General features: G+C 66.4%; 21 protein-coding genes, 2 tRNA genes and 1 pseudogene. 4 read left to right on the top strand and 20 right to left on the bottom strand.

What is annotated here, in order from left to right:
- Positions 1-59 precede the first annotated feature (59 nt).
- Positions 60-1207: pseudogene (locus OID54_RS13395) on the bottom strand (sensor histidine kinase).
- 1739 nt (positions 1208-2946) lie between these two features.
- Positions 2947-5574 carry a valine--tRNA ligase gene (locus OID54_RS13400; RefSeq protein ID WP_329018778.1) on the bottom strand — a complete coding sequence of 876 codons (2628 nt, stop codon included), beginning with the start codon at positions 5572-5574 and terminating at the stop codon, positions 2947-2949.
- 135 nt (positions 5575-5709) lie between these two features.
- Here OID54_RS13400 and OID54_RS13405 point away from each other — a divergent pair, with 135 nt between their 5' ends.
- The gene (locus OID54_RS13405) at positions 5710-6705 is read left to right on the top strand and encodes a hypothetical protein (protein WP_329018780.1); all 996 of its coding nucleotides are present in this window, start codon (positions 5710-5712) and stop codon (positions 6703-6705) included.
- Between the two features lie 75 nt (positions 6706-6780).
- Here OID54_RS13405 and clpX read toward each other — a convergent pair whose 3' ends face one another.
- From clpX to OID54_RS13430, 5 genes are all read right to left on the bottom strand, one after another.
- Positions 6781-8064, bottom strand: coding sequence for an ATP-dependent Clp protease ATP-binding subunit ClpX (gene clpX, locus OID54_RS13410; protein WP_329027479.1), 1284 nt, complete (start codon positions 8062-8064; stop codon positions 6781-6783).
- Positions 8065-8209: 145 nt separating this feature from the next.
- Positions 8210-8884: an ATP-dependent Clp protease proteolytic subunit gene (locus OID54_RS13415; protein ID WP_329018782.1), complete on the bottom strand. Its 675-nt coding sequence runs from the start codon at positions 8882-8884 to the stop codon at positions 8210-8212.
- A gap of 91 nt (positions 8885-8975) precedes the next feature.
- Positions 8976-9581: an ATP-dependent Clp protease proteolytic subunit gene (locus tag OID54_RS13420; RefSeq protein WP_329027481.1), complete on the bottom strand. Its 606-nt coding sequence runs from the start codon at positions 9579-9581 to the stop codon at positions 8976-8978.
- Positions 9582-9820: 239 nt separating this feature from the next.
- Positions 9821-11242, bottom strand: coding sequence for a trigger factor (gene tig / locus OID54_RS13425; protein ID WP_329018786.1), 1422 nt, complete (start codon positions 11240-11242; stop codon positions 9821-9823).
- A gap of 180 nt (positions 11243-11422) precedes the next feature.
- Positions 11423-11499 (bottom strand) — tRNA-Pro (locus tag OID54_RS13430).
- A gap of 176 nt (positions 11500-11675) precedes the next feature.
- Between OID54_RS13430 and OID54_RS13435 the strand changes: the two genes are divergently transcribed.
- Positions 11676-11749: transfer RNA gene (locus OID54_RS13435), tRNA-Gly, on the top strand.
- Between the two features lie 66 nt (positions 11750-11815).
- On the opposite strand, the gene OID54_RS13440 is transcribed toward OID54_RS13435, so the two are convergent.
- The 13 genes from OID54_RS13440 to OID54_RS13500 form a co-directional block, all read right to left on the bottom strand.
- Positions 11816-12982, bottom strand: coding sequence for a tyrosine-type recombinase/integrase (locus OID54_RS13440; protein ID WP_329018788.1), 1167 nt, complete (start codon positions 12980-12982; stop codon positions 11816-11818).
- The gene (locus OID54_RS13445) at positions 12982-13188 is read right to left on the bottom strand and encodes an excisionase family DNA-binding protein (RefSeq protein ID WP_329018791.1); all 207 of its coding nucleotides are present in this window, start codon (positions 13186-13188) and stop codon (positions 12982-12984) included. The genes OID54_RS13440 and OID54_RS13445 overlap by 1 nt, the downstream gene beginning before the upstream one ends.
- Positions 13189-13190: 2 nt before the next feature.
- The gene (gene repSA, locus OID54_RS13450; protein ID WP_329018793.1) at positions 13191-14588 is read right to left on the bottom strand and encodes a replication initiator protein RepSA; all 1398 of its coding nucleotides are present in this window, start codon (positions 14586-14588) and stop codon (positions 13191-13193) included.
- A complete protein-coding gene (locus OID54_RS13455; protein WP_329018795.1) occupies positions 14585-14755 on the bottom strand; it encodes a hypothetical protein in 171 nt (56 codons plus the stop codon). Before OID54_RS13455 ends, repSA begins: the two co-directional genes overlap by 4 nt.
- Positions 14752-14964: a hypothetical protein gene (locus tag OID54_RS13460; RefSeq protein ID WP_329018798.1), complete on the bottom strand. Its 213-nt coding sequence runs from the start codon at positions 14962-14964 to the stop codon at positions 14752-14754. The genes OID54_RS13455 and OID54_RS13460 overlap by 4 nt, the downstream gene beginning before the upstream one ends.
- Positions 14965-15248: 284 nt before the next feature.
- Positions 15249-15455: a hypothetical protein gene (locus OID54_RS13465; RefSeq protein WP_329018801.1), complete on the bottom strand. Its 207-nt coding sequence runs from the start codon at positions 15453-15455 to the stop codon at positions 15249-15251.
- A gap of 88 nt (positions 15456-15543) precedes the next feature.
- Positions 15544-15783: a hypothetical protein gene (locus OID54_RS13470; protein WP_329018803.1), complete on the bottom strand. Its 240-nt coding sequence runs from the start codon at positions 15781-15783 to the stop codon at positions 15544-15546.
- Positions 15784-15797: 14 nt separating this feature from the next.
- A complete protein-coding gene (locus tag OID54_RS13475; protein ID WP_329018806.1) occupies positions 15798-16004 on the bottom strand; it encodes a hypothetical protein in 207 nt (68 codons plus the stop codon).
- A gap of 18 nt (positions 16005-16022) precedes the next feature.
- Positions 16023-16211 (bottom strand): mobile element transfer protein, encoded by a 189-nt coding sequence (locus tag OID54_RS13480; RefSeq protein WP_329018808.1) that lies wholly within the window; start codon positions 16209-16211, stop codon positions 16023-16025.
- 11 nt (positions 16212-16222) lie between these two features.
- Positions 16223-16870: a DUF2637 domain-containing protein gene (locus OID54_RS13485; RefSeq protein ID WP_329018811.1), complete on the bottom strand. Its 648-nt coding sequence runs from the start codon at positions 16868-16870 to the stop codon at positions 16223-16225.
- Positions 16871-16943: 73 nt separating this feature from the next.
- Positions 16944-17126, bottom strand: coding sequence for a hypothetical protein (locus tag OID54_RS13490; RefSeq protein WP_329018813.1), 183 nt, complete (start codon positions 17124-17126; stop codon positions 16944-16946).
- An 82-nt stretch (positions 17127-17208) separates the two neighbouring features.
- Positions 17209-18570: an FtsK/SpoIIIE domain-containing protein gene (locus OID54_RS13495; RefSeq protein WP_329018817.1), complete on the bottom strand. Its 1362-nt coding sequence runs from the start codon at positions 18568-18570 to the stop codon at positions 17209-17211.
- 2 nt (positions 18571-18572) lie between these two features.
- Positions 18573-18914 carry an SCO3933 family regulatory protein gene (locus OID54_RS13500; protein ID WP_329018820.1) on the bottom strand — a complete coding sequence of 114 codons (342 nt, stop codon included), beginning with the start codon at positions 18912-18914 and terminating at the stop codon, positions 18573-18575.
- A 153-nt stretch (positions 18915-19067) separates the two neighbouring features.
- Here OID54_RS13500 and OID54_RS13505 point away from each other — a divergent pair, with 153 nt between their 5' ends.
- The gene (locus OID54_RS13505; RefSeq protein WP_329018823.1) at positions 19068-19388 is read left to right on the top strand and encodes a putative quinol monooxygenase; all 321 of its coding nucleotides are present in this window, start codon (positions 19068-19070) and stop codon (positions 19386-19388) included.
- On the top strand, positions 19385-20623 hold the full coding sequence (locus tag OID54_RS13510) for a helix-turn-helix domain-containing protein (RefSeq protein ID WP_329018825.1): 1239 nt from the start codon (positions 19385-19387) through the stop codon (positions 20621-20623). Before OID54_RS13505 ends, OID54_RS13510 begins: the two co-directional genes overlap by 4 nt.
- The last annotated feature ends 809 nt before the right edge of the window (positions 20624-21432 follow it).

The following is a 21432-nucleotide window of genomic DNA, read 5'->3' on the forward strand; positions in this document are numbered from 1 at the left end:
GTCTAAAGTCCAGGGGTGCCCCGGCATCCCCGGGTCGCACCAGAAGCACCCCCTCGGCGCTAAGAACCCGGGCGCCCCACCGGGAGCAGGGCCACCACCTCGTACGCACCGCCCTGGGGTTCCGCGCTCAACGTCCCGCCCATGCTGCGGACCCGCTCGCGCATGGAGAAGGTCCCGGTGCCGCTGGACACGGGCGCCCGCAGCGGGGCCGACTGCGGCAGCGCATTGCGGGCCGTGACGCGGAGCCTGCCGCCCTCCAGGGCTATGGTCACCGTCACCCGTTCGCCGGGGGCGTGCTTCGCGGCGTTCGTCAGACACTCCTGGACCACGCGGTACGCAGCGGTGAGATGCGGCGTGCCGGTTCACCGATGTGCAGGGACACCGGGCTCCCCATCCGCTCGCTCTCCCGGGCGAGCTCCGGGAGCCCATCCAGACCCGGGGTGGCCGTCCGCTCGTCCGCACGGTGCACGATCGTGTCGTTGAGCATCAGATGCGCGCGGCGCGCGGTGTCCGCCAGTTCCTCGAAGTCCTTCTGCCAGTCGGTACCGCGGGACCGGGCCGAGAGCACCTCCGCCCGCACGGCCAGCACGGTCAGCTCCCGCCCCACCAGATCGTGTACGTCCCGGGCCACCGAGGTCCGCTCTGCCTGCACGGCCTGCAGCGCGACCGTCTCGGCCCGCTGGGCTTCCAGCGCCCGCACCAGGTCCGCCCGGTACGCCGCTATGCCGACACCGCAGGCCAGCACCCCGATCGGAACCACCAACCCGAGGAACCCGGACAGGCTCGCGGGGTGCTCGGGCCAGCCGGGCAAGGTGAAGAGGGCGTACGCGAAGACGACGTAGCCGAAGGTGGCGAGAGCCCCCGTCCATCTGCCGCGGAAACGTCCCAGCGAGTACAGGGCGAACTGGATGAGGGTGAGCTCGTGCAGCCAGCCGAGCAACAGCAGGGCCACGAGATACGGCACCCAGGGCCACCGCCGCCGCACCACCAGGGTCGCGGCACCCACCGCAAGGACCAGGGTGGCCGTCAGCCCGGTGAGGGCGTTGTCGGCGTGGGCGAGCCCGGGGACGTCCAGCACCATCAGCGAGAACGCGCTGAGCGCGGTGATGCAATCCAGAGCACGAGGAGAGGTCGCCCACCGACGGGCACACCCACGCCAGACGGCGAGAACGCGCCGCAGAACGTAGGAGACGGGTGCAAAGGGCATGGGGGCATCATGCCGCGCGAGGGGGTTGGCTTGGTACGGGTCCTAGCTTGGTCCGGGTGGGGCTGTGCCTGGGTTTCCGCCTTAAGTGGCGGAGGGTTCCGTCCTCAAACGCCGGACGGGCTGAGGTTGGCCTGGGCTGCGGGTTTTGACTGTTTCCGGGCGGAGCCCGTTCTGTGAGCTCAGCCCTGGACGGTGCGGGGTTCCGTCCTCAAACGCCGGACGGGCTGAGGTTGGCCAGAGCTGCGGGTCTTGAGCTGTTTCCGGGCGGAGCCCGTTCTGTGAGCTCAGCCCTGGACGGTGCGGGGTTCCGTCCTCAAGCGCCGGACGGGCTGGGTGGGGCGGGTGGAGCCCTTGCTGTGGGTTGGCTTTGGGGGGTGCGGGTCTTGGGTGGTCCGGCTGGGGTTTGGGTGGGGTGCGGGTGGTGGGGGTGCTTTCGGGCGTGACTCCTCAGCGCCGGCGGCCAGCGGCTGATCCGTTGGTGGCGGCTCTGAAGCCGCCGACGCTTCCGGGGACACCCCCTGCGCGCCCCCAATACCGCAACCAGGCATACCTGCCCCGGCCCATCCACAAGTCGAGCTCAGGGTGCGCGCTACCCAACACCGCAAACAGGTCTGCTTGCCCCTGGCCCTGTCCATGGGGTGAGCTCAGGGTGCGTGCTACCCAATACCGCAAGCAGGTCTAGCTTGCCCCTAACTCGTCCATAGGTCGGGCAAGTCGGGCTCAGGACGGGTGCCCAGTGGCGGGGCGGGCTCTGCTTGACCCTGGCCCTGTCTATGAGGTGAGCCTCGGTGGGGAGTGGTTCCCCCGGGTCGTGGATCAAGCGCCAGCCCCGGGTAAGGAGAGTTTGCGCACAGATGAGCCCCGTATGGGTGGTGTTCGTCGGTCCGTGGGGCAGTGTCTGCGGACCGCAGACCAGGTCCCGGCGGGGGGGGGAACGGCCAGGCCATAGAACAGACTCGACAGCGGGAGAGGGCGGCCGTGCCCAAGGACATCGGCCGGGGCCTGCTGCGCCCGGTGCCCGCCTGCAAGCTGGGCCCGGAGGGCAGAGTCTGGCGACTGCGTGAGGTCCGGCCGATGCTCTACGGACGCGCCCGTCACTCGCAAAAACTCGTCACCGGGGGCTCGGCCCCAATGGCGAGCCAAGCCCCCCTCTGAGGCGCAACCTATGGACGAGCCAGGGGCAAGCAGATCCCGCCGCGCCACTGAGTGCGCCCCCCTGAGCTCAACCCGTGGATAGAGCCAGGGCAAGCAGACCTGTTTGCGGTGTTGGGTAGCGCGCACCCTGAGCTCGACTTGTGGATGGGCCGGGGGCAGGTATGCCTGGTTGCGGTATTGGGGGCGCGCAGGGGGTGTCCCCGGAAGCGTCGGCGGCTTCAGAGCCGCCACCAACGGATCAGCCGCTGGCCGCCGGCGCTGAGGAGTCACGCCCGAAAGCACCCCCACAAGCCGAACTAACCCCACCCCCAGCCGGACCACCTAAAGCCCCGCCCCCAGACCAGCCCCCAACACACAAGCTCCGCCCGCCCCACCCAGCCCGTCCGGCGCTTGAGGACGGAACCCCCTGCCCCCCAGGGCTGAGCTCACAGAACGGGCTCCGCCCGGAGAGAGCCAAGACCCGCAGCCCAGGCCAACCCCAGCCCGTCCGGCGCTTGAGGACGGAAACCTCCGCCACTCAAGGCGGAAACCCAGCACGAGCCCCACCCGGACCAAGCCAAGACCCGTACCAAGCCCCCCACCTCTTAGTGCGACGCCTCCGGCAGGCTCCCCAGTTGGGAAGTGATCCGAGTGATCTCCTCTTCGGCCTTGGCCAGGCGCACCCGGATCTTCTCCACGACGTTGTCGGGGGCCTTCGCGAGGAACGCCTCGTTCCCCAGCTTCCCCTCCGCCTGCTGCTTCTCCTTCTGCGCTGCCGCCAGGTCCTTCGTCAGCCGCTTGCGCTCCGCAACCACGTCGATCGTCCCCGACAGGTCGAGGGACACGGTCGCCCCCGCCACCGGCAGGGTCGCGGTGGCGTTGAAGTCGTCCCCCTCCGGCTGGAGCCTGAGCAACTGGCGGATGGCGGCCTCGTGCGGTGCCAGTGCCGTGGCGCCGAGGTCCAGGCGGGCCGGGACCCGCTGGCCCGGCTGGAGGCCCTGGTCGTTGCGGAAGCGGCGGACTTCGGTGACGACCCGCTGGACCAGTTCGATCTCCTGCTCGGCCGCTGCGTCCCGGAACCCGCTGTCGCTGGGCCAGTCGGCGATGACCAGTGATTCCTTGCCGGTCAGCGTGGTCCACAGGGTCTCGGTGACGAAGGGGACGATCGGGTGGAGCAGCCGCAGCGTCACGTCCAGGACCTCACCGAGGACCCGGGCGGAGACCTTGGCCTGCTCACCGCCGGCGAAGTACGTCGTCTTCGAGAGCTCGACGTACCAGTCGAACACCTCGTCCCACGCGAAGTGGTAGAGCGCATCGGAGAGCTTGGCGAACTGGTAGTCGCCGTAGAGGGCGTCCACCTCGGCCACGGTGGTGTTCAGACGGGACAGGATCCAGCGGTCGGCCGCCGAGAGCTGCTCGACCGGGGGCAGTTCGCCTTCGACCGTGGCGCCGTTCATCAAGGCGAAACGGGTGGCGTTCCAGATCTTGTTGGCGAAGTTGCGGGATGCCTGGACCCAGTCTTCGCCGATCGGCACGTCCGCACCGGGGTTGGCGCCGCGTGCGAGCGTGAAGCGGACCGCGTCGGAGCCGTAGGTGTCCATCCAGTCGAGCGGGTCCACCGCGTTCCCGAACGACTTGGACATCTTCTTGCCGTTCTCGTCGCGGACGAGACCGGTCAGGGCGACGGTCTTAAAGGGTGCTTCGCCGTCCATGGCGTAGAGACCGAACATCATCATCCGGGCAACCCAGAAGAAGATGATGTCGTGTCCGGTGACCAGGACGTCGGTGGAGTAGAACTTCTTCAGGTCCTGGGTCTGCTCGGGCCAGCCGAGTGTGGAGAACGGCCACAGACCGGAGGAGAACCAGGTGTCGAGGACGTCCTCGTCCTGGGTCCATCCCTCACCGCTCGGCGGCTGCTCGTCGGGGCCGACGCAGACGGTTTCGCCGTTCGGCCCGTACCAGACGGGGATGCGGTGGCCCCACCACAGCTGCCGGGAGATGCACCAGTCGTGCATGTTGTCGACCCAGTCGAAGTAGCGCTTCGACAGGTCGGCCGGGTGGATGGCCACGCGGCCGTCCCGGACCGCGTCGCCCGCGGACTGCGCAAGGGGCCCGACCTTGACCCACCACTGGAGGGAGAGTCGGGGCTCGATGGTGGTCTTGCAACGGGAGCAGTGCCCCACGGAGTGGACGTAGGGGCGCTTCTCGGCGACGATCCGCCCCTGCTGGCGCAGTGCCGCAACGATCGCCGAACGCGCTTCGAAGCGATCGAGGCCCTCGAAGGGACCGGGCACGGTGATCACGGCCCGCTCGTTCATGATCGTGAGGGATTCCAGGCCGTGGCGCTGGCCGATGGCGAAGTCGTTGGGGTCGTGCGCCGGGGTCACCTTGACCGCGCCCGTGCCGAACTCCGGGTCCACATGGGTGTCCGCGACGACGGGGATCGTCCGGTCGGTCAGCGGCAGTTTGATCCGCTTGCCGATGAGGTGGGCGTACCGGGGGTCGTCGGGGTGGACCGCGACGGCGGTGTCACCGAGCATCGTCTCGACCCGCGTGGTCGCGACGACGAGGGTGTCGTCACCTTCTCCGTACTTCAGGGAGACCAGTTCGCCGTTGTCGTCCTGGTAGTCGACCTCGATGTCGGAGATCGCGGTGAGACATCGGGGGCACCAGTTGATGATGCGCTCGGCGCGGTAGATCAACTCGTCGTCGTAGAGGTTCTTGAAGATGGTCTGGACGGCCCGTGAGAGGCCCTCGTCCATGGTGAAGCGTTCACGGCTCCAGTCGAGACCGGCGCCGAGTCGACGGAGCTGGCCGAGGATGCGGCCTCCGTACTCTTCCTTCCACTGCCAGACCCGGTCGGTGAACTCCGCACGGCCGAGGTCCTGCCGGGACTTGCCCTCTTCGGCGAGTTGCTGTTCGACCTTGTTCTGGGTGGCGATACCGGCGTGGTCCATGCCGGGGAGCCACAGCGCCTCGTATCCCTGCATCCGCTTGCGGCGGGTGAGGGCATCCATGAGCGTGACCTGGAAGGCGTGTCCCAGGTGGAGCGCTCCGGTGACGTTGGGCGGTGGAATGACGATGGTGTACGGGGGCTTCTCGCTCTTGGCGTCCGCCGTGAAGTAACCGCGCTCTACCCAGCGCTCGTACAGCTTCCCCTCTACCTGGGCCGGCGCGTACTGGGTCGGCAGTTCGGGGGTGCTGGCTGGCTGCTGCTGAGTGTTCTCGGTCACGAGCCCAGTTTAGGGGTGTCACAGCGTCGTACTGAAACGGGAAAGTTCGGTAACGGTGTGACCCCCGTCGCCCCACTCGAACAGGGCTTAGGTGAGGATGTTCGGGCCACATAAATATCTGGAGGGGAACCCAGAATGAGTGAGAACCAGCCGGGCCCGTACGGGGGACAGCCGCAGCAGCCCGGGCCGTACGGCCAGCCGGGCCCCTACGGCCAGCAGCCGCAGGCCCCGCAGCCCGGCTATGGATATCCGCAGCAGGGCCAGCCCGGCCCGTACGGGTATCCCCAACAGGCTCCCCAGGGTGCACCCCAACAGCCGAATCCCTACAGCCAGCCCCAGCAGCCCGGCCAGTGGAGCGCACCGCAGCAGCCCGGCGCGTACGGTCAGCAGCCGCAGTATCCGGGGCAGGTCCCGCCTCCGCCGCCGGCCCCGAAGAAGAAGACCGGGTTGATCATCGGCATCGGGGTGGTGGCCCTCGCGGTGGTCGCCGGCGGTGCGTTCTTCCTGCTGCGTGACAGCGGCACCAGCAACAGCACGGTGTCCGCCAGCACCAAGGGGCACAAGCTCACCCCCGCCGCGTCAGTCGGCGAGTACAAGAAGGGTGACCAGGAGAGGTCAGGTCCCCTTCCCTCGAAGGACAAGAAGGAAGCCGAGTCCTACGGCATCAAGAACGCCACCCAGGTGACCGTCACCTACAGGTCGGGCTCGGCGGCCAATCCTTTGAAGGGACGTGTGGCAACTTTCAGCGGGCTGTGGGGTGAGGTCACCGACCCCGGCAAGGCGATCGACGGCTACTTCGCAGGCATCGGCAAGAACGATGACCAGAAGAACGCGGACGTCGGGGTCGAGTTGATCGGCAGCCCGACCGACGTCACGCCCGAAGGCTTCGAAGGCGCGCTGATGAAGTGCCAGGACGTGAAGCTGACGCCGAAGAACGACGCCGCGGGCACGGGGCCCAAGCAGTTGGAGATCCCCATGTGTGTCTGGGCCGACTACAGCACCATCGCCGCCATCAATTCGATCGACATCGCCGAGGCAGCGGGTCAGGGCGGTAGCGGCGAGAAGATGACTCAAGAGAAGCTCGCGGAACTGACCGCCAAGTTCTACGAGACCTCGCGGACGAAGGTCTGACGGACGCGGTGTCCACTCGGACATAAAGAAGGGGCGCCCTCTGGGAGGGCGCCCCTTTCTCGTGCTTCTGGGTCGTCAGGCCGACTTCTCGTGCCGTCCGTCGTTCTTCACGATCCTCGGCACCAGCGTCGGGTTGACGTTGTTGCGCACCACGTCGGCCGTGATGACCACGCGGGCGACGTCCTTGCGCGACGGCACCTCGTACATCACCGACTGGAGGACCTCCTCCATGATGGCGCGCAGTCCACGGGCGCCGGTGCCGCGCAAGATGGCCTGGTCGGCGATGGCTTCCAGGGCCGGGCGGTCGAAGTCCAGCTCGACACCGTCGAGTTCGAAGAGGCGCTGGTACTGCTTGACGAGGGCGTTGCGCGGCTCGACCAGGATCTGAAGCAGCGCCTCGCGGTCCAGGTTGTGAACCGAGGTCAGCACGGGCAGACGGCCGATGAACTCGGGGATCATCCCGAACTTCACCAGGTCTTCCGGCATGACCTCCTGGAACTGGTTGCTCGCCTCGATCTCGCGCTTGGAACGGATCGTGGCCCCGAATCCGATGCCCTTGGCGCCCGCGCGGGACTCGATGATCTTCTCCAGGCCGGCGAACGCGCCGCCCACGATGAACAGGACGTTCGTCGTGTCGATCTGGATGAACTCCTGGTGGGGGTGCTTGCGTCCGCCCTGGGGCGGTACGGAGGCGGTGGTGCCCTCCAGGATCTTCAGCAGTGCCTGCTGGACGCCTTCGCCCGAGACGTCGCGGGTGATCGAGGGGTTCTCGCTCTTGCGGGCGACCTTGTCGATCTCATCGATGTAGATGATCCCGGTCTCGGCCTTCTTGACGTCGTAGTCCGCCGCCTGGATCAGCTTGAGCAGGATGTTCTCGACGTCCTCGCCGACGTAACCCGCTTCCGTCAGCGCGGTCGCGTCCGCGATGGCGAAGGGCACGTTGAGCATGCGGGCCAGGGTCTGGGCGAGCAGGGTCTTGCCGGAGCCGGTGGGGCCGAGGAGGAGGATGTTCGACTTGGCGAGCTCGATGGCGTCCTCGCGGCCCTGGGCGCCGCCGTTCTCGCCTGCCTGGACCCGCTTGTAGTGGTTGTAGACCGCTACGGAGAGGGCCTTCTTCGCGGGCTCCTGGCCGACGACGTAGCTTTCGAGGAACTCATAGATCTCGCGCGGTTTGGGCAGTTCCTCCCACCGCACTTCGGAGGTCTCTGCGAGCTCCTCCTCGATGATCTCATTACAGAGGTCGATGCACTCGTCGCAGATGTACACACCCGGGCCTGCGATGAGCTTCTTCACCTGCTTCTGGCTCTTTCCGCAGAACGAGCACTTGAGCAGGTCGCCGCCATCACCGATGCGTGCCACGAGGTGCTTCCCCTTCGCCTGGGAGCGGCTTGGTTCAGCCTGCTCCTGGTGCCTCATATCCGACGGTACCTTGCCGGGGCCCTCGTTCGGGCCCCCCTTGGCGCGGTTCACATTGTCGTGCACCGCACCAAGGGTGACTCACCGGTCAGGCCGCAGTGGCGGCCGTGCTCTTGCGAGTGGAGACGATCTGGTCGATCAGACCGTACGCGAGTGCATCCTCGGCGGTCAGGATCTTGTCGCGCTCGATGTCGTCGCGAACCTTCTCGATCGGCGTGGTCGAGTGCTTGGCGAGCATCTCTTCCAACTGCTCGCGCATCCGCAGGATCTCCTTGGCCGCGATCTCCAGGTCGGAGAGCTGCTCCCGGCCGGTCTGGGAGGACGGCTGGTGGATGAGGACGCGGGTGTGGGGCAGGGCCATCCGCTTGCCGGGGGTACCGGCGGCGAGCAGCACGGCCGCGGCGGAGGCCGCCTGGCCCATGCAGACCGTCTGGATGTCCGGCTTCACGAACTGCATCGTGTCGTAGATGGCGGTCAGCGCGGTGAAGGAGCCACCGGGGCTGTTGATGTAGATGGAGATGTCCCGGTCGGGGTCCATCGACTCCAGGCACAGCAGCTGTGCCATGACGTCGTTGGCTGAGGCGTCGTCGATCTGCACGCCGAGGAAGATGATGCGCTCCTCGAACAGCTTCGCGTACGGGTCGTACTCGCGCACGCCCTGGGAGGTGCGCTCGACGAAGCGCGGGACGACATAGCGGTTGTCCAGCTGCGTGCCGGTGTAGAGACCGCTCGCGGAGAAGTTGGTCATGTGGGTGTTCACCATCCTGGTGGCGTTCTGCGGGGCGTTTCGCGGGCTGGGGTGGCGGAACGGGGCCTGGATCGGGTCCGGTGCGCCTAGGGGCCGTACCGGGCGATCAGGCGCCGGTGCCGCCGCCGCCCGGGACACCCGACGCGGCGGAGATGATCTCGTCGATGAGGCCGTAGTCCTTGGCCTCCTGCGAGGTGAACCAGCGGTCGCGGTCGCCGTCGCGGATGATCGCCTCGACGGTCTGGCCGGAGTGGCGGGCCGTGATCTCCGCCATGCGCTGCTTCGTGCGCAGCAGGTACTCCGCCTGGATCTTGATGTCGGAGGCGGTGCCACCGAGTCCGGCGGAGCCCTGGTGCATGAGGATGTCGGTGTTCGGCAGCGCGAAGCGCTTGCCGACCGCGCCACCGGTCAGCAGGAACTGGCCCATGGAGGCCGCCATGCCCATACCGATGGTGACCACGTCGTTCGGGATGTACTGCATGGTGTCGTAGACCGCCATGCCGGCCGTCACCGAGCCGCCGGGGCTGTTGATGTAGAGGTAGATGTCCTTGTCGGGGTCGGCGGCAAGGAGCAGCAGCTGTGCGGTGATCTTGTTGGCGATGTCGTCGTCGACCTGCTGGCCGAGGAAGATAATGCGCTCGCCGAGCAGCCGGCTGTAGACCTGGTCGCCGAGGCCACCACCGAGGGACGGCTCACCGGCGGCGAAAGGCATCAGATTCGTCACGTATCCACCTGCTCGTCTCTGACGGCTGCCTGCCGTCTCAGCGTCTTCGTAGCCGGGGGCGGGTACTCCCCTGCCCTCGTACTCATGGACCCTAACGCGCAGGTCGGACAACGCCATCCCGGTTCCCGAACTGTTCGCTCGGAGCGCAAGGTGGTTAAGGAAACCAGAGCGCGCAGGGCCCGGACACAACGGTGTCCGGGCCCTGCGCTGGGACTGCTGGAAAAGGCTCAGGCGTCCTTGGTCGGCGTGGTCTCCGTGGCGTCGGTGGCCTCGGCGGACTCCTCCGCGACCTCGGTGGCCTCGGTGGTGGCCTCGACCGTCTCGGCGGCCTCGTCCTCGTCCACGTCCAGGTCAACGGGCTCGCCGTTGGTGTCGACGACCTTCACGGCCTCGACGACCAGGGCCAGCGCCTTGCCGCGGGCGACCTCGCCGACGAGCATCGGAACCTGGTTGCCCTCGACGACCGCCTGCGCGAACTGGTCGGGGCTCATGCCGGAGGAGGCCGCGCGCCGCATGAGGTGCTCGGTGAGCTCCTCCTGGTTGACGTTCAGCTTCTCCTTGTTGACCAGCGCGTCGAGCAGGAACTGGGTCTTGATGCCCTTGACCGCCTGCTCCTTGGTCTCGGTCTCGAACTCCTCGACCGTCTTGCCCTGGATCTCCAGGTACTTCGTGAGGTCGAGACCCATCTGCCCGAGCTGGTGGTGCTCAAGGTTGTGCTTGCGGGTGTTGACCTCGTCCTCAAGGAGCTTCTCGGGGATCGGGATCTCGGCCAGCTTCAGCAGCTCTTCGAGCACGCGCTCCTGGGCCTGGGTGGCCTGGTCGTACTGCTTGGTGTTCTCCAGGCGCTTGCGGCTGTCGGCCTTCAGCTCGTCGAGCGTGTCGAACTCGCTGGCCAGCTGTGCGAAGTCATCGTCCAGCGCAGGCAGCTCACGGGCGGCGACCTGGGTGATCTTGACGGTGACCTCGGCCTCCTTGCCCGCTGCGGAGCCGCCCTTGAGCTCGGAGGTGAAGGTGGCCTCGCCACCGACCTCCAGGCCCTTCACGGCCTCGTCGATGCCGTCGAGGAGCTCACCGGAGCCGATGGTGTAGGGAATGGCGTTGGCGACGCCGTCCTCCAGCACCTCTCCGTCGACCTTGGCCTCCAGGTCGATCGTGACGACGTCGCCGTCTTCGGCGGCGCGCTCGACCGGCGAGGTGGAGGCGAACCGCTCGCGCAGCTGCTCCACGGCCTCGTCGATGTCCTCTTCGGTGACCTCGACGGAGTCCACGGTGACCTCGATGCCGGAGTAGTCCGGAATCTCGATCTCGGGACGGATGTCGACCTCAGCGGTGAAGTTCAGCGTGTCGCCGTCCTTCAGCTCGGTGATGTCGACCTCGGGCTGGCCGAGGGGATTGATCTCCGCCTCGTTGACCGCTTCGGTGTAGAACTTCGGAAGGGCGTCGTTGACGGCCTCCTCCAGCACAGCACCACGGCCGAACCGCTGGTCGATCACTCGGGCCGGGACCTTGCCCTTACGGAAGCCCTTGACCGTGACCTGCTGGTTGATCTTCTTGTACGCCGCGTCGAGGCTGTCCTTGAGCTCCTCGAAGGGCACCTCGACAGTGAGCCGAACCCGGGTCGGGTTCAGGGTCTCCACGGCGCTCTTCACGGTTCGGTCTCCTTGGTGGCTGAAATACTGGGGTTCTACCGCGTCCACCGCACACTGTGGGGACTCAGCTGATCGGCCCGGATCACGTCTCAGTCGTCGGACACACGGGCACGCAGCTTGCATAGTAGCCGCACGCAGGATGAGCCCCACAATGCGATCTTGTGAGGGCTCGGATGATGTTGGTCGGGGTGGCCGGATTCGAACCGACGACCTTCCGCTCCCAAAGCGGACGCGCTACCAAGCTGCGCCACACCCCGTTGGTGCGAGACGTAGGGTACAGGGTCTTCGGGGGCCGCTGCTGCCGGTTATCGCGGGGGTGGAGGCGTACGCGGGGGCTCGCGCGGAAGCGGTGTGCGTCCTCGCCCTGCGACCCGCTACGATGCTTCTCGTACCGACGGCCGCCCCCACGGGGGTGACCTGCGGTGCGAGCTTTGCGGGCGTAGCTCAATGGTAGAGCCCTAGTCTTCCAAACTAGCTACGCGGGTTCGATTCCCGTCGCCCGCTCCAAATGACTCAGGGCCAGGTAAGAGGACTATTCCTCCACCTGGCCCTGAGCGTTTTGGGGACCTTCGTTCAGTCCCGCGTGTCCCCCACATGCCCCTTGGACTTTCGATCTACCTTCCGGGGTTTCCGGACGTCCGTCCGGCCCGTCTTGACGAGACCGCTCACAGCGTCGGCAATAAGCCGATCCCGGTCCGCACTCGCGTGCTGGTAAATCAAGGCCGCACGGGCCGTACTGTGGCCCATTCGAGACATAAGTTCCCGCGTGCTTGCCCCCGTAGAAGCGGCCAAGGTATTGCCCGTATGCCGCAGGTCGTGGAAGTGCAGGCCCTTGATCCCAGCCTCCTCACACGCCTTGCGCCACAGCCGGTTGAAGTGGTTCCGGCGCGGGGTTGCTCCCTTGGCACCGATGAACACCCGACCGTCTGCACCCGACTCGGCGAAGCCGTGCAGGTGATCGAGGATCTCCCCGAGAATCACGGCAGGGATCGCAACGGTGCGCTTACCCGCCGCGCTCTTGGGAGCCTTGATCTCCTGCTTCCCGTTGAAGAGTTCGGCCACAGCCCGCCGAACACGCACGGTCCCCCGCTCTAGATCGATATCACGGCGATGCAGGCCGACGAGTTCGCCCCAGCGCAGGCCCAGGAATCCGGCCATGAGCACCAGAACCCGGTAGCGCGGCTGGATCGTTGAGGCGAGGTCGTACACCTCTTGGACCGTGGCAGTGGGGCGCTCCGGAGTGTGAACGATGCTGGCGCCCTTGATCACACACGGGTTGCGCCTGATCATCTGATCAGACACAGCCGTCGCCATAATGGCCCGCAGGAGGGCGTACGCTTTCGCGACCGTGGTCGGCCCCGTGCCGGAGACGAGCTTGTCAGCCCTCCAACGGCGCACGACAGGCGGTGAAATGTCCGCAACAGCCACAGTGCCGAAGCACGGCTCCAGGTGATTCCTCAGCAGTGAACCGTAGAGCTGGCGGGTGGTCACGGTGAGTTCCCGCTCTGCGATCCACGCGACGGCATACGGGCCAAACGGAACCTTCCCAGCGTCGGGATCATGCCAATCACCACGGCGCATCTCAGTCTGTTTGTCGGCAAGCCAATCGTCAGCGTCCTTCTTTGTGCGGAAGGTCTCCGGAGCCGGCCGAAGCAAGCCGTCAGGACCGACGTAGCGAGCCTGGTAGCGACCGGAAGGAAGCTTGCGAACACGGCCGAACTGTCGACGCTTCCCAGCCATCAGGCAGCCACCCCCCGCGGGTTGCCGAGCCGACGCGGTTGCACCGTGTTCGCTGCCACGAAAGCCTCTACCGCCCGCTCAGGGATGCGGACGTGTCGCCCGACCTTGACGAAGGTGATGCGACGTTCTTCGATGAGCCGCCGCGGGAAGCGAACCGTGGTACCCAACAGCACGGCGACTTCCTGCACCTTCAGTAGGCGTTCCATGGTCACCACTCCCCCTCGGTGTCGTGCAGTTCGTTGCGTGCTTCGCGGGCTAGTTCTCGGTTGGCTTGGAGGTCGTTGTGGATGGTGGCTGCGAGCCAGGTTTCGCCGGGTGTGTGGCCGTGTCCGGCGTAGGTCCAGTGGGCGATGACGAGGGTTGTTGCTTCGGGGTGTTCGTCGAGGTCGGGGAGGCCAAGACGCCGGCGTTCTTGTGATGCGCGGTAGTCGGCCCGGATTTGGCGGAGTGTGCCGAGGGTGGTGGAGTAGCTGCGGGATTTGGTGGAGAAGTGGCCGCGGAAGCCGAGCATGTGGGCCCAGTCGCGTAACCGGCGTTCGGGGTAGGCGGGGTGGAGGTCGAGGCAGGCCGCCATCAACCTGCGTGTGTGGTGGGGCAGATCGAGCAGGGTCAAGGCTTCGTGGTTGCCGACAGGTCGATCAGGTCCGCCCGTGATCTCAGCCGCTTTGGTCGCGTATTTGGCGACGTAGGAGGCCACCGCCGCTTCCGTGATCTCGGTGTCGTCGCCGAAGGCCAGGATGGGGCGTACGTCGAGCTGTGTGCCCCAGGTGAGAGTGCGGGCGGGTTGGTCACCGGCTGGAGGCACATCCACCTCAACGCGGGCAGCGGCGGCCCGGATCGCATCGTCGAGGAGGTCGAGGGTTGCCCAGGAGGGTGGGGGTGTGTCGGGTCCGTCTGGCCCGTCGAAGCGGATGACGGCATGGAAGTGCACAGCCCCGCGCTTTTGGTACTCAGCAACCTTCCCGAAGGAGATGCGCGACTGGTCGCGTGCAGCCTGTTGGGTGAGTCCTGCCCGCTTGGCGATCTCCCGGCGGAGGTAGATGGTGAAGTACCGCCACAGGTCGGAGGCGTGGTTGTTCCACAGCACCGCCCCCGCGTAGTCGTAGGTGAGGGGGTCGAGTGCCGTGCCCAGGACGGGATCATTCTCGGGGTGGTGGGTGCCGCAGCGGCAGGGACGATGACCGCCCGCGGGACGGTTGTGGACGGGGCCGAAGCTGGGTGCGGTGAGGGTGGCGAACACCCGGGGGTGATCCCTCACCGTCTCTGGGGTGCCCTTGGCCACGTCGCCGGTGAGTCCGGCCCGGATCAGGTGGTAGGTGTCTCCCGCGTAGGTCCAGGCGCAGGCGGGGCAGCGCGAGGCACGACGGTTTCCGCACGCCACTCGCAGACTTCCGCCCGGCTCGCCCTCGGTCGAGTAGGAGTGGAGGACCTGCCCGCTCGCACGATCCCGGGTGACTGTCGTGCCCTGGAGGTGGATGGGGTCGGAGCAGCCGCCCGTACGGCGGATCTGGTCTTGCCAGCGGTCGAAGCCGGGGGACCCGGCCACCCTCAGCGCGTCGGCGAGGGTGGTCGGGTCCAGGCCCGCCATGGTGGCGGTGTCGGTCACTTGCCGTTCTCCTTGGGTGGGTGGGCAGTGAGCCAGGCTTCGGCGCAGACCTTGTGCACCGGCTTGCCCCGGTCGGAGCGAAGCGGAGTGGGTTTGCCGCAGCAGACACAGGGCTGGTCGCCGGAGTGGTCGAAGTGCTTCTTGTCGCTCCAGTCGAGGCAGGTCACCAGCGCCGCCCCTTCTTGTGCGTGCTGGCGGACGGTGAGGAAGGGCCGGAGGTCTGTCCAGAAGGCTGGGAGTCGTCGCCGCAGCCGATAGCGGTGTGTGCTTGGTCGATGCGTCGCAGCATCGCGCCGTCCAGCTTCATGCGGTCGATAGCGTCCTGAAGCTCGTACGGGTCTTCGTTGTCGTTGCCCTTGCGGCTGAAGATCCCCATCAGGCCACCTCGGAGTACTGCGTGGTGCGGGAGGCGACTGTGGGGCGGGTGCCGGTGCCGCGGCAGGCCGGGCAGGAGACACAGGTGGTCGATCGGCTGCCGTTGCGGCGAGATGCCGCGGTCGTGACGACCACGAGCGGGAAGCCGTCACAGTCAGCACAGACACGTACGCGGACAGGGCTGGAGTGGGCCATGATGGGAGTGCCTTTCGGGTCCGTTGGATCTGGGAGGGATGGGCCCCGGGGCGGCGGATACTTGGCGGTTGAGGCCGCCCCGGGGGCTGGTCAGTGGTGAGGCTGCGCGGTGTGCGCGGCAGCGTTGGTGGAGGCGTCGCGGTAGGCGTCCTTGTAGAAGGTCAGGCTGTCCGCCGACGGATGGTCACGGGTCGAGGTGATCTCCCCGATGCGGTGCGCAAGACCGTCCGCACGGTGCTGTTCGTCAGCGGCGAACGCCTCAGATGGCTGGTTGTTCGAGTTCTTGAACAGGCCCATCAGGGCTCCTTTTCGGGTCCGTTGGATCTGGGAGGGATGGGCCCCGGGGCGGCGGATACTTGGCGGTTGAGGCCGCCCCGGGGGCTGGTTAGCGACGCCGGTTGCGACGCGTCTTGGGGATGGGCGGGATGTCGTCGTACTCGCTCTGGCCCGCCTTGAAGGAGTCCCAGTCGGCGGAGGCGAGCCCGTCGTTCTCCATCTGGCGCACGATCTTGTTCATGGCGCGGCGGTCGCCGTGTCGCTTGGCAATCGCGTAGTCCCGTCCGCGTTCGGCGATCTCACGGTTGGGCTGTGAGGGTTCTTCTTTCTTGCGGTTGAACAGGCCCATGGCGGTGGTTCCTTTCAGTGGTTGTTGGGTCGGGTGAGTCGGATAGCGATGCCGAGACCGATCGGGCCGAGTGCTCCGCCGACGAGTGCGGCAGCGTGAACGGCGAACTCCAGCAGGGCGAGGAAGGCGGCGATCACGCCCCCGATGCCGATCGCGGTAGCGAGCCCGATACTGACCGGGACAAGGAACCTCGCGTGCGGTGTGGGCTCCGGGGTGGCCATGGCAGGTGTCCTCTCAAGTCAGGGAGTGCAGTGGTGAGTACGGGCGGCGAGCTCAGCGGCAGCGCGTGAGTCGTAATCGGCCGAGAAGCCACAACGCGGGGCCGTGCACGCGGCGGTGTGCTTCTCCCGGCCCCGAGCGTCGTTGTGGGTACCGATCTGCACCGGGCCAGAGCGGGTCAAGTTCCGGAAGCGCTTCGGGCGCGGCATGTCGTCCCCTTTCAGGTGAGTTGGACAGCGATGGCGTGGGCCATGGCCGGGGGTACTCCGAGCCGGGCTCGTAGGGCGTCGGCATCCATCCGGGCACCGGTACGGGCCTGGTGCTCCGCCGCGATCTTTCGGGCGTGGTCCACCAGCGCGGCCGGCACCACCGGAGTCGCCGGAACAGCTACGGGGGCCGGAGCAGGGTCGAGAGCCGGGGCAGGGTCGGGCTTGGGGATCGGGTCGGGAGCAGGTTCGGCAACCGGTCCCGGATCAGGGACGGTTGGAGTCGGTTCGGTGGGTGTCTCAGCGGTTGGTGTGTGGGCGAGGAGGCTTCCGCCGAGGAAGGCCAGGGCGGGCCAGCCCGCTACCAGGACACGGAGCCATGCCGGGGGCGAGTCGAGGTCGAGCAAGCCAGCGGTGGCGACGTTCGCGCCGAGTGAGGCGAACAGGGCGATCAGGAACCAGGACCAGGCCATGACCGGTGTCGACCCGGAGCGCAGTCGACGCCACGCCGCGACCATGAGCAGATCCACGCTGATCGGGTAGGCCCAGGCTTTCCACCCGGATTGGCCGGCAGCGGCGGCGAGGTCGTGCAGGTGGGCGAAGGACAGGGCGGCAGCGATCACCGCCTGAACGAGGACCGCATCAACCTTGATGGTGCGCATGTCTTCACCTCCTTCAGGGGGTGTGGCCCGAGACGGGCGGCCATCTGGTGACCGCCCGGACGGGTACGGAGGGTTAGGTGGCGAGGCCGGTACCCAGGCAGGACAGGCACAGGACCGTTTGGCGGTGATCCGTCTCACGGCCCTTACGGGCGCCGATGCGCACGGTCTCGGCGGTCTCGCCAGCGCCCTTGCAGTCCGGGCAGGGAGCCGGAGCGACAGGCTTGATTCGTCGGGTGGTGGTCCTCTTCGCGGCCATGACAGATGTCCTTCCGGTTTCGGGCATGGGCGGGGTAGGGACATGGCGCGAGGCAGTCACGCCAACCGTGTGAAGAGGAGCGCTACTCGGTCGCTGCGCGCGGAGTGGCGAGCGTGGTGGTGAAGTCGAAGGCCGGGAAGTCGCCCACCCGAATCGACGGGTTCGGCCGGTAGGGTGCCAGGGCCGCAATGTTGGGCGTCAGGTGCGCGAACTTCCGGCAGGCAGCGGCAGTGTCATCCGCTGTGATCTCGGGAGTGCGGATACGCGACCAGCCCCCCGAGGTATCCCCCGCGACCGCGATACCAGGCCGGTCAGGCGGGATGGAGCAGGCCGCCATCATCGCCTCAGACGAGATATCACCGAGGCCCATTTCAGCGGTCTGCCGGTCATTGACCCGATGCACGACACGGCCAGTCAACTGGGCACGCAGCATGGTCGCCCCACGGCCGAGTTCCGAGCCGAAACGCTGCCCGCAGACCTCCAAATAGATCCCGACCGCGCGAGCCATCTGAGCGAGCCGGACCATCTGCATGACCATGCGGTCCCGGCGTTCCTCATCCTTCTTGGCCGAGGTCAGGAACAGTTCGGCGACCTCATCGACCAGGACCACCAGGGGCACCGGACGGAGTGACGCAGGCAGGTCCCACAGGTCCGAGACCTGATGCAGGCTCAGCAGATCAAAGCGGGATTCCATCTCACCCACCAGCGCGTCCAGCAGCCCGGAAGCCTCATCCGGTGTGGTCGCGAAGCCGGAGAACCGAGAGGTGAACCGGCCCTGTTCCACACCGCGCTTGCAGTCGATCCCCACCAAGGCCACGTCCAAGGAAGCGAGCCCCTTGATCAGGTTGCGCTGATACATCGACTTGCCCGACTGATTCGCCCCCAGGGTCAGAGCGTGCGGCACCGCCCGATAGTCCCGGACGAAGGCCGAACCGTCCTCCCGCAGTGCGACCGGCACCACCAACGGCCCGGCAAGCTTCCGTACACGAGGCATCCGCACACGCCGCAGCACGTCATAGCCGGTCATCCGCAGTTCCACGAAGCCCGGCTTCGACTCCACCACCGCGACCGAGTACACGCCCCACGCATGACGCAACCGCGCAGAAGCAGCCGAGACATCCGCAGGCTCCAGACCAGCCGGAAGACGCAGAGTCACCCGCAACCCCGTAGACGAGTACCGAACCCGCCGCACCTGGGGAGGAACCGGCAGCACATCCGACCGACGAGCCACCGTCCGCACCATGAACGCCCGCACACGAGACGGCTGCACGGTGAGCCCACACACATCCATCGTCGCCCGATACGTCACCGCGAACCGCACCCGCACCACCGGCAGACCCACCAGCGACCACCACACACGCGGAGCCCGCACCTTCGCATACCCGAGACCACCAGCAGCCGCTAACGCCCCCGACACCTCCACCGCAGTGATCAAATCCGACATGGTCAGCCCTGCCCATTCGCAGCGGCCGGCATGAGCGACGTAACAGCCACCGCACGGAAGCTGATCCCGTGACGACCGTCGATGTCCCAGTCACGAGCCTTCAGACCCGTCACCGCAACCGGCATACCCGGCGACAACGAGGCATCCACCCCCGTCTTCGGCACAGCCACCTGGTACAGGTTCCCCTCACCCTCATCCGAGATCAGCAGACCCACCACGAACAGATCCGCACCGGTCTCCCGGTCCACCGCGATCTCACCCGTGGCCTTGTTCTTCAGCTTCGGAACCGGAGCCGTCGCCACGAACACGACAGCAGACGAAAGATCAATCTTGAACGAAGGCATGAAGGCACTCCCTTGACTCAGGCCCGACGACTTCACGTCGAGTCGCAGCTTCACTACGAAAGTACTCACAGAAAAACTGCGAGTCAAGAGAACCTGCGAGTAGCAGTGCTACTCAATCTCTGCGAGTCTGGGACTGACATCAAGGAGGACCACATGACCAGCGGTTTTGGCCTCATCGTCCGATTCACCCTGCATGGCGAAGAGGCGGCAGAAGCCTTTGACGCTCTGGTGGAGAGGACGTTGACCGGCATCCAGACGCAGGAACCAGGCACACTCGCCTACGTCGTGCACACGGTCGAGGACGATCCCAACGCACGGATCTTTTACGAGCTATACGAAGACCGAGCCGCGTTCGACCGTCACGAGCGCATGGATCACACGCGCCACTTCCTCAGCGAACGGGAGCAGCACATCCAGTCGCTGGAGGTCACGTTCATGCAGCCCATGAGCAGTGCAGGGACGGTTTTGGGATGACCCCGGAGGAAAGCCGAGCGTTCGGCGCCCGGGTCGCGGGCCTGAGAGAGGACCGTGGGCTGACGCAGAAGCAGCTAGCAGCCGAAATCGGACGCACCGCGAGTTGGCTGTCACAGGTCGAACGCGGCATTCAACCGGTCAATCGCATGGACGTCCTTCGCCTACTTGCCGATGGACTAGGTGTCTCACAGCAGGAACTACGCCCCGACGCGCCGGCAGAAGTGGACTCGTCAGGGTCTGAAGCGCATCTACCCAACGATCTCGATCACGCCAGGCTTCTCATCTCAGGACACCCAGTTCCCGAAGTCGTGCTCAGCGGCACCCAGGCATCGGGACCAACCAATGTGGAGGAGATCCAAGCATCCGTTGATTACGTCTGGGAACTCACACACGCCAATCGGTTCACCGAGTTGAGTTCAACGCTTGGCCCACTAGTACCCAGGATCGAGCGGGCAGCCCGGACAGGACCGTTGGCAGACCGACCGCGGCTTTGGGCCCTACTCAGCCGCACCTACCAGGCTCTCGCGTCCGCTTTTGTCCGCCAGAACGAAGCAGATGCGGCATGGGTCGCCGCAGATCGTGCGATTCGTGCGGCTGAGGAGTCTGGAAGCACCCTGGATGTGTTCGCGAGCATCTTTCGCCTGGCACATGCGTTCGTGCGACTCAAGCACCTAGACCAGGCCGAGCACGCCGCCACCACTGCCTTGAACGCCTTGAAGCGGCACTATGACGAAAGACCTGCGGAGCCCGAAGCCATGTCAGTCATGGGGGCTCTGCACATGGTGCTGGCTCTGATTCACGCCCGTGCGGGAGACCGAAGACGAGCGAAGGAGGAAATGGAGAACGCCCGTCGAGTCGCTACAAGAATGGGTGGTGATCGCAATGATTTCAATCTGGAGTTCGGTCCCACCAACGTAGAGATTCAGGCAGTCTCGATCTCTGTGGAGTTGAGCGATGCTGGCGAAGCCATCGAGGTAGGCACCCGATTGGACACGACCAGCCTCTCTCTTGAGCGTCGCGCCCGACTCCACATGGATCTTGGAAGGGCCTACGCACAGCGACGGCAAGTGGGCGAAGCCCTTAGTTCACTGCTGGAAGCGGAATCACTCTCCCCTGACCTGATCCACAATCACATCCAGGCACGGGACACCATCAGGGATCTCCTACTCGTCAGCGGGCGAGCCGCACCACCGGAGCTGAAGAAACTTGCGGATCGAGCAGACGCCCGCCCTTGAGCTGTTACAAGTTTCTCTACCTCATCAAGGACCCGTCGTCGCTCCGCTCCGCCAGGCCCGCTCCCGGCTTCCGGCTGACGCGCCGCTCCTGCCTTCGGCCCGCTCCGCGCCGCCTCAGCCGCCGCGGACCGGCAGCTAGCGACACGGTCCACACGGTCAGAACCCAAACAGGCCCGGACGGGGGTCGGTCGGCCCCGCGATTTTAGGCAGCCACCATGGGGCGAGCCTCGAAGATCGGGGCCCACATCGGACTATTGCGGGCAGGTCCACAGACTGCCCGACTCGCCGGAAGCTTACGGGCCCCGATCTCTCGCCCCATGGCAGCTCCCGCCCAAAATCGCGGAACCGACCTCAACTGATCGCAGCCGTAAGGGAGGTTGACAGGCCCCTGCTACCATGACGCCACACGCACATGACGAATAGCCGTACGACGTGCTGCCTCATGCCAGAGACACGTCTTACGGCTTTCGCATACACAGTGCACGGTCAATCGTGAGGAGCGGACTAGCTGACCCGATCCAAGGATCAAGAGCAAAGTCACCCAACACAACCAACCTCGACACCCAGAATAGTACAGCAACGTAAATGAGCGATCCAGCAAGCGGGAGTCGGCTACCAGAACTGATCGTGGCTCTGGCCCAACTCACAACCGCACTCACAGGCTTGGCGGCTCTCCTACTCTCGATCCGCTGAGCTAGACCATCGTGCCCCTCACGTGCCCGACGGAGGGGCATCAGACGGGAACTGGCGGGGAGTCACAGCGCTTCCCGCCGGTTTCACCTGTTCAACAGAACAGCAGATCAACCGCC

The sequence above is a fragment of the Streptomyces sp. NBC_00690 genome (assembly GCF_036226685.1).
Classification (GTDB): domain Bacteria; phylum Actinomycetota; class Actinomycetes; order Streptomycetales; family Streptomycetaceae; genus Streptomyces.

Coding starts and splice junctions, on each gene's coding strand:
- OID54_RS13405 (WP_329018780.1), top strand. CDS start 5,710: ATGAGTGAGAACCAGCCGGGCCCGTACGGGGGACAGCCGCAGCAGCCC.
- OID54_RS13415 (WP_329018782.1), bottom strand. CDS start 8,884: ATGGTGAACACCCACATGACCAACTTCTCCGCGAGCGGTCTCTACACC.
- OID54_RS13420 (WP_329027481.1), bottom strand. CDS start 9,581: ATGCCTTTCGCCGCCGGTGAGCCGTCCCTCGGTGGTGGCCTCGGCGAC.
- OID54_RS13440 (WP_329018788.1), bottom strand. CDS start 12,982: ATGGCTGGGAAGCGTCGACAGTTCGGCCGTGTTCGCAAGCTTCCTTCC.
- OID54_RS13445 (WP_329018791.1), bottom strand. CDS start 13,188: ATGGAACGCCTACTGAAGGTGCAGGAAGTCGCCGTGCTGTTGGGTACC.
- OID54_RS13460 (WP_329018798.1), bottom strand. CDS start 14,964: ATGGGGATCTTCAGCCGCAAGGGCAACGACAACGAAGACCCGTACGAG.
- OID54_RS13465 (WP_329018801.1), bottom strand. CDS start 15,455: ATGGGCCTGTTCAAGAACTCGAACAACCAGCCATCTGAGGCGTTCGCC.
- OID54_RS13470 (WP_329018803.1), bottom strand. CDS start 15,783: ATGGGCCTGTTCAACCGCAAGAAAGAAGAACCCTCACAGCCCAACCGT.
- OID54_RS13475 (WP_329018806.1), bottom strand. CDS start 16,004: ATGGCCACCCCGGAGCCCACACCGCACGCGAGGTTCCTTGTCCCGGTC.
- OID54_RS13480 (WP_329018808.1), bottom strand. CDS start 16,211: ATGCCGCGCCCGAAGCGCTTCCGGAACTTGACCCGCTCTGGCCCGGTG.
- OID54_RS13485 (WP_329018811.1), bottom strand. CDS start 16,870: ATGCGCACCATCAAGGTTGATGCGGTCCTCGTTCAGGCGGTGATCGCT.
- OID54_RS13490 (WP_329018813.1), bottom strand. CDS start 17,126: ATGGCCGCGAAGAGGACCACCACCCGACGAATCAAGCCTGTCGCTCCG.
- OID54_RS13495 (WP_329018817.1), bottom strand. CDS start 18,570: ATGTCGGATTTGATCACTGCGGTGGAGGTGTCGGGGGCGTTAGCGGCT.
- OID54_RS13500 (WP_329018820.1), bottom strand. CDS start 18,914: ATGCCTTCGTTCAAGATTGATCTTTCGTCTGCTGTCGTGTTCGTGGCG.
- OID54_RS13505 (WP_329018823.1), top strand. CDS start 19,068: ATGACCAGCGGTTTTGGCCTCATCGTCCGATTCACCCTGCATGGCGAA.
- OID54_RS13510 (WP_329018825.1), top strand. CDS start 19,385: ATGACCCCGGAGGAAAGCCGAGCGTTCGGCGCCCGGGTCGCGGGCCTG.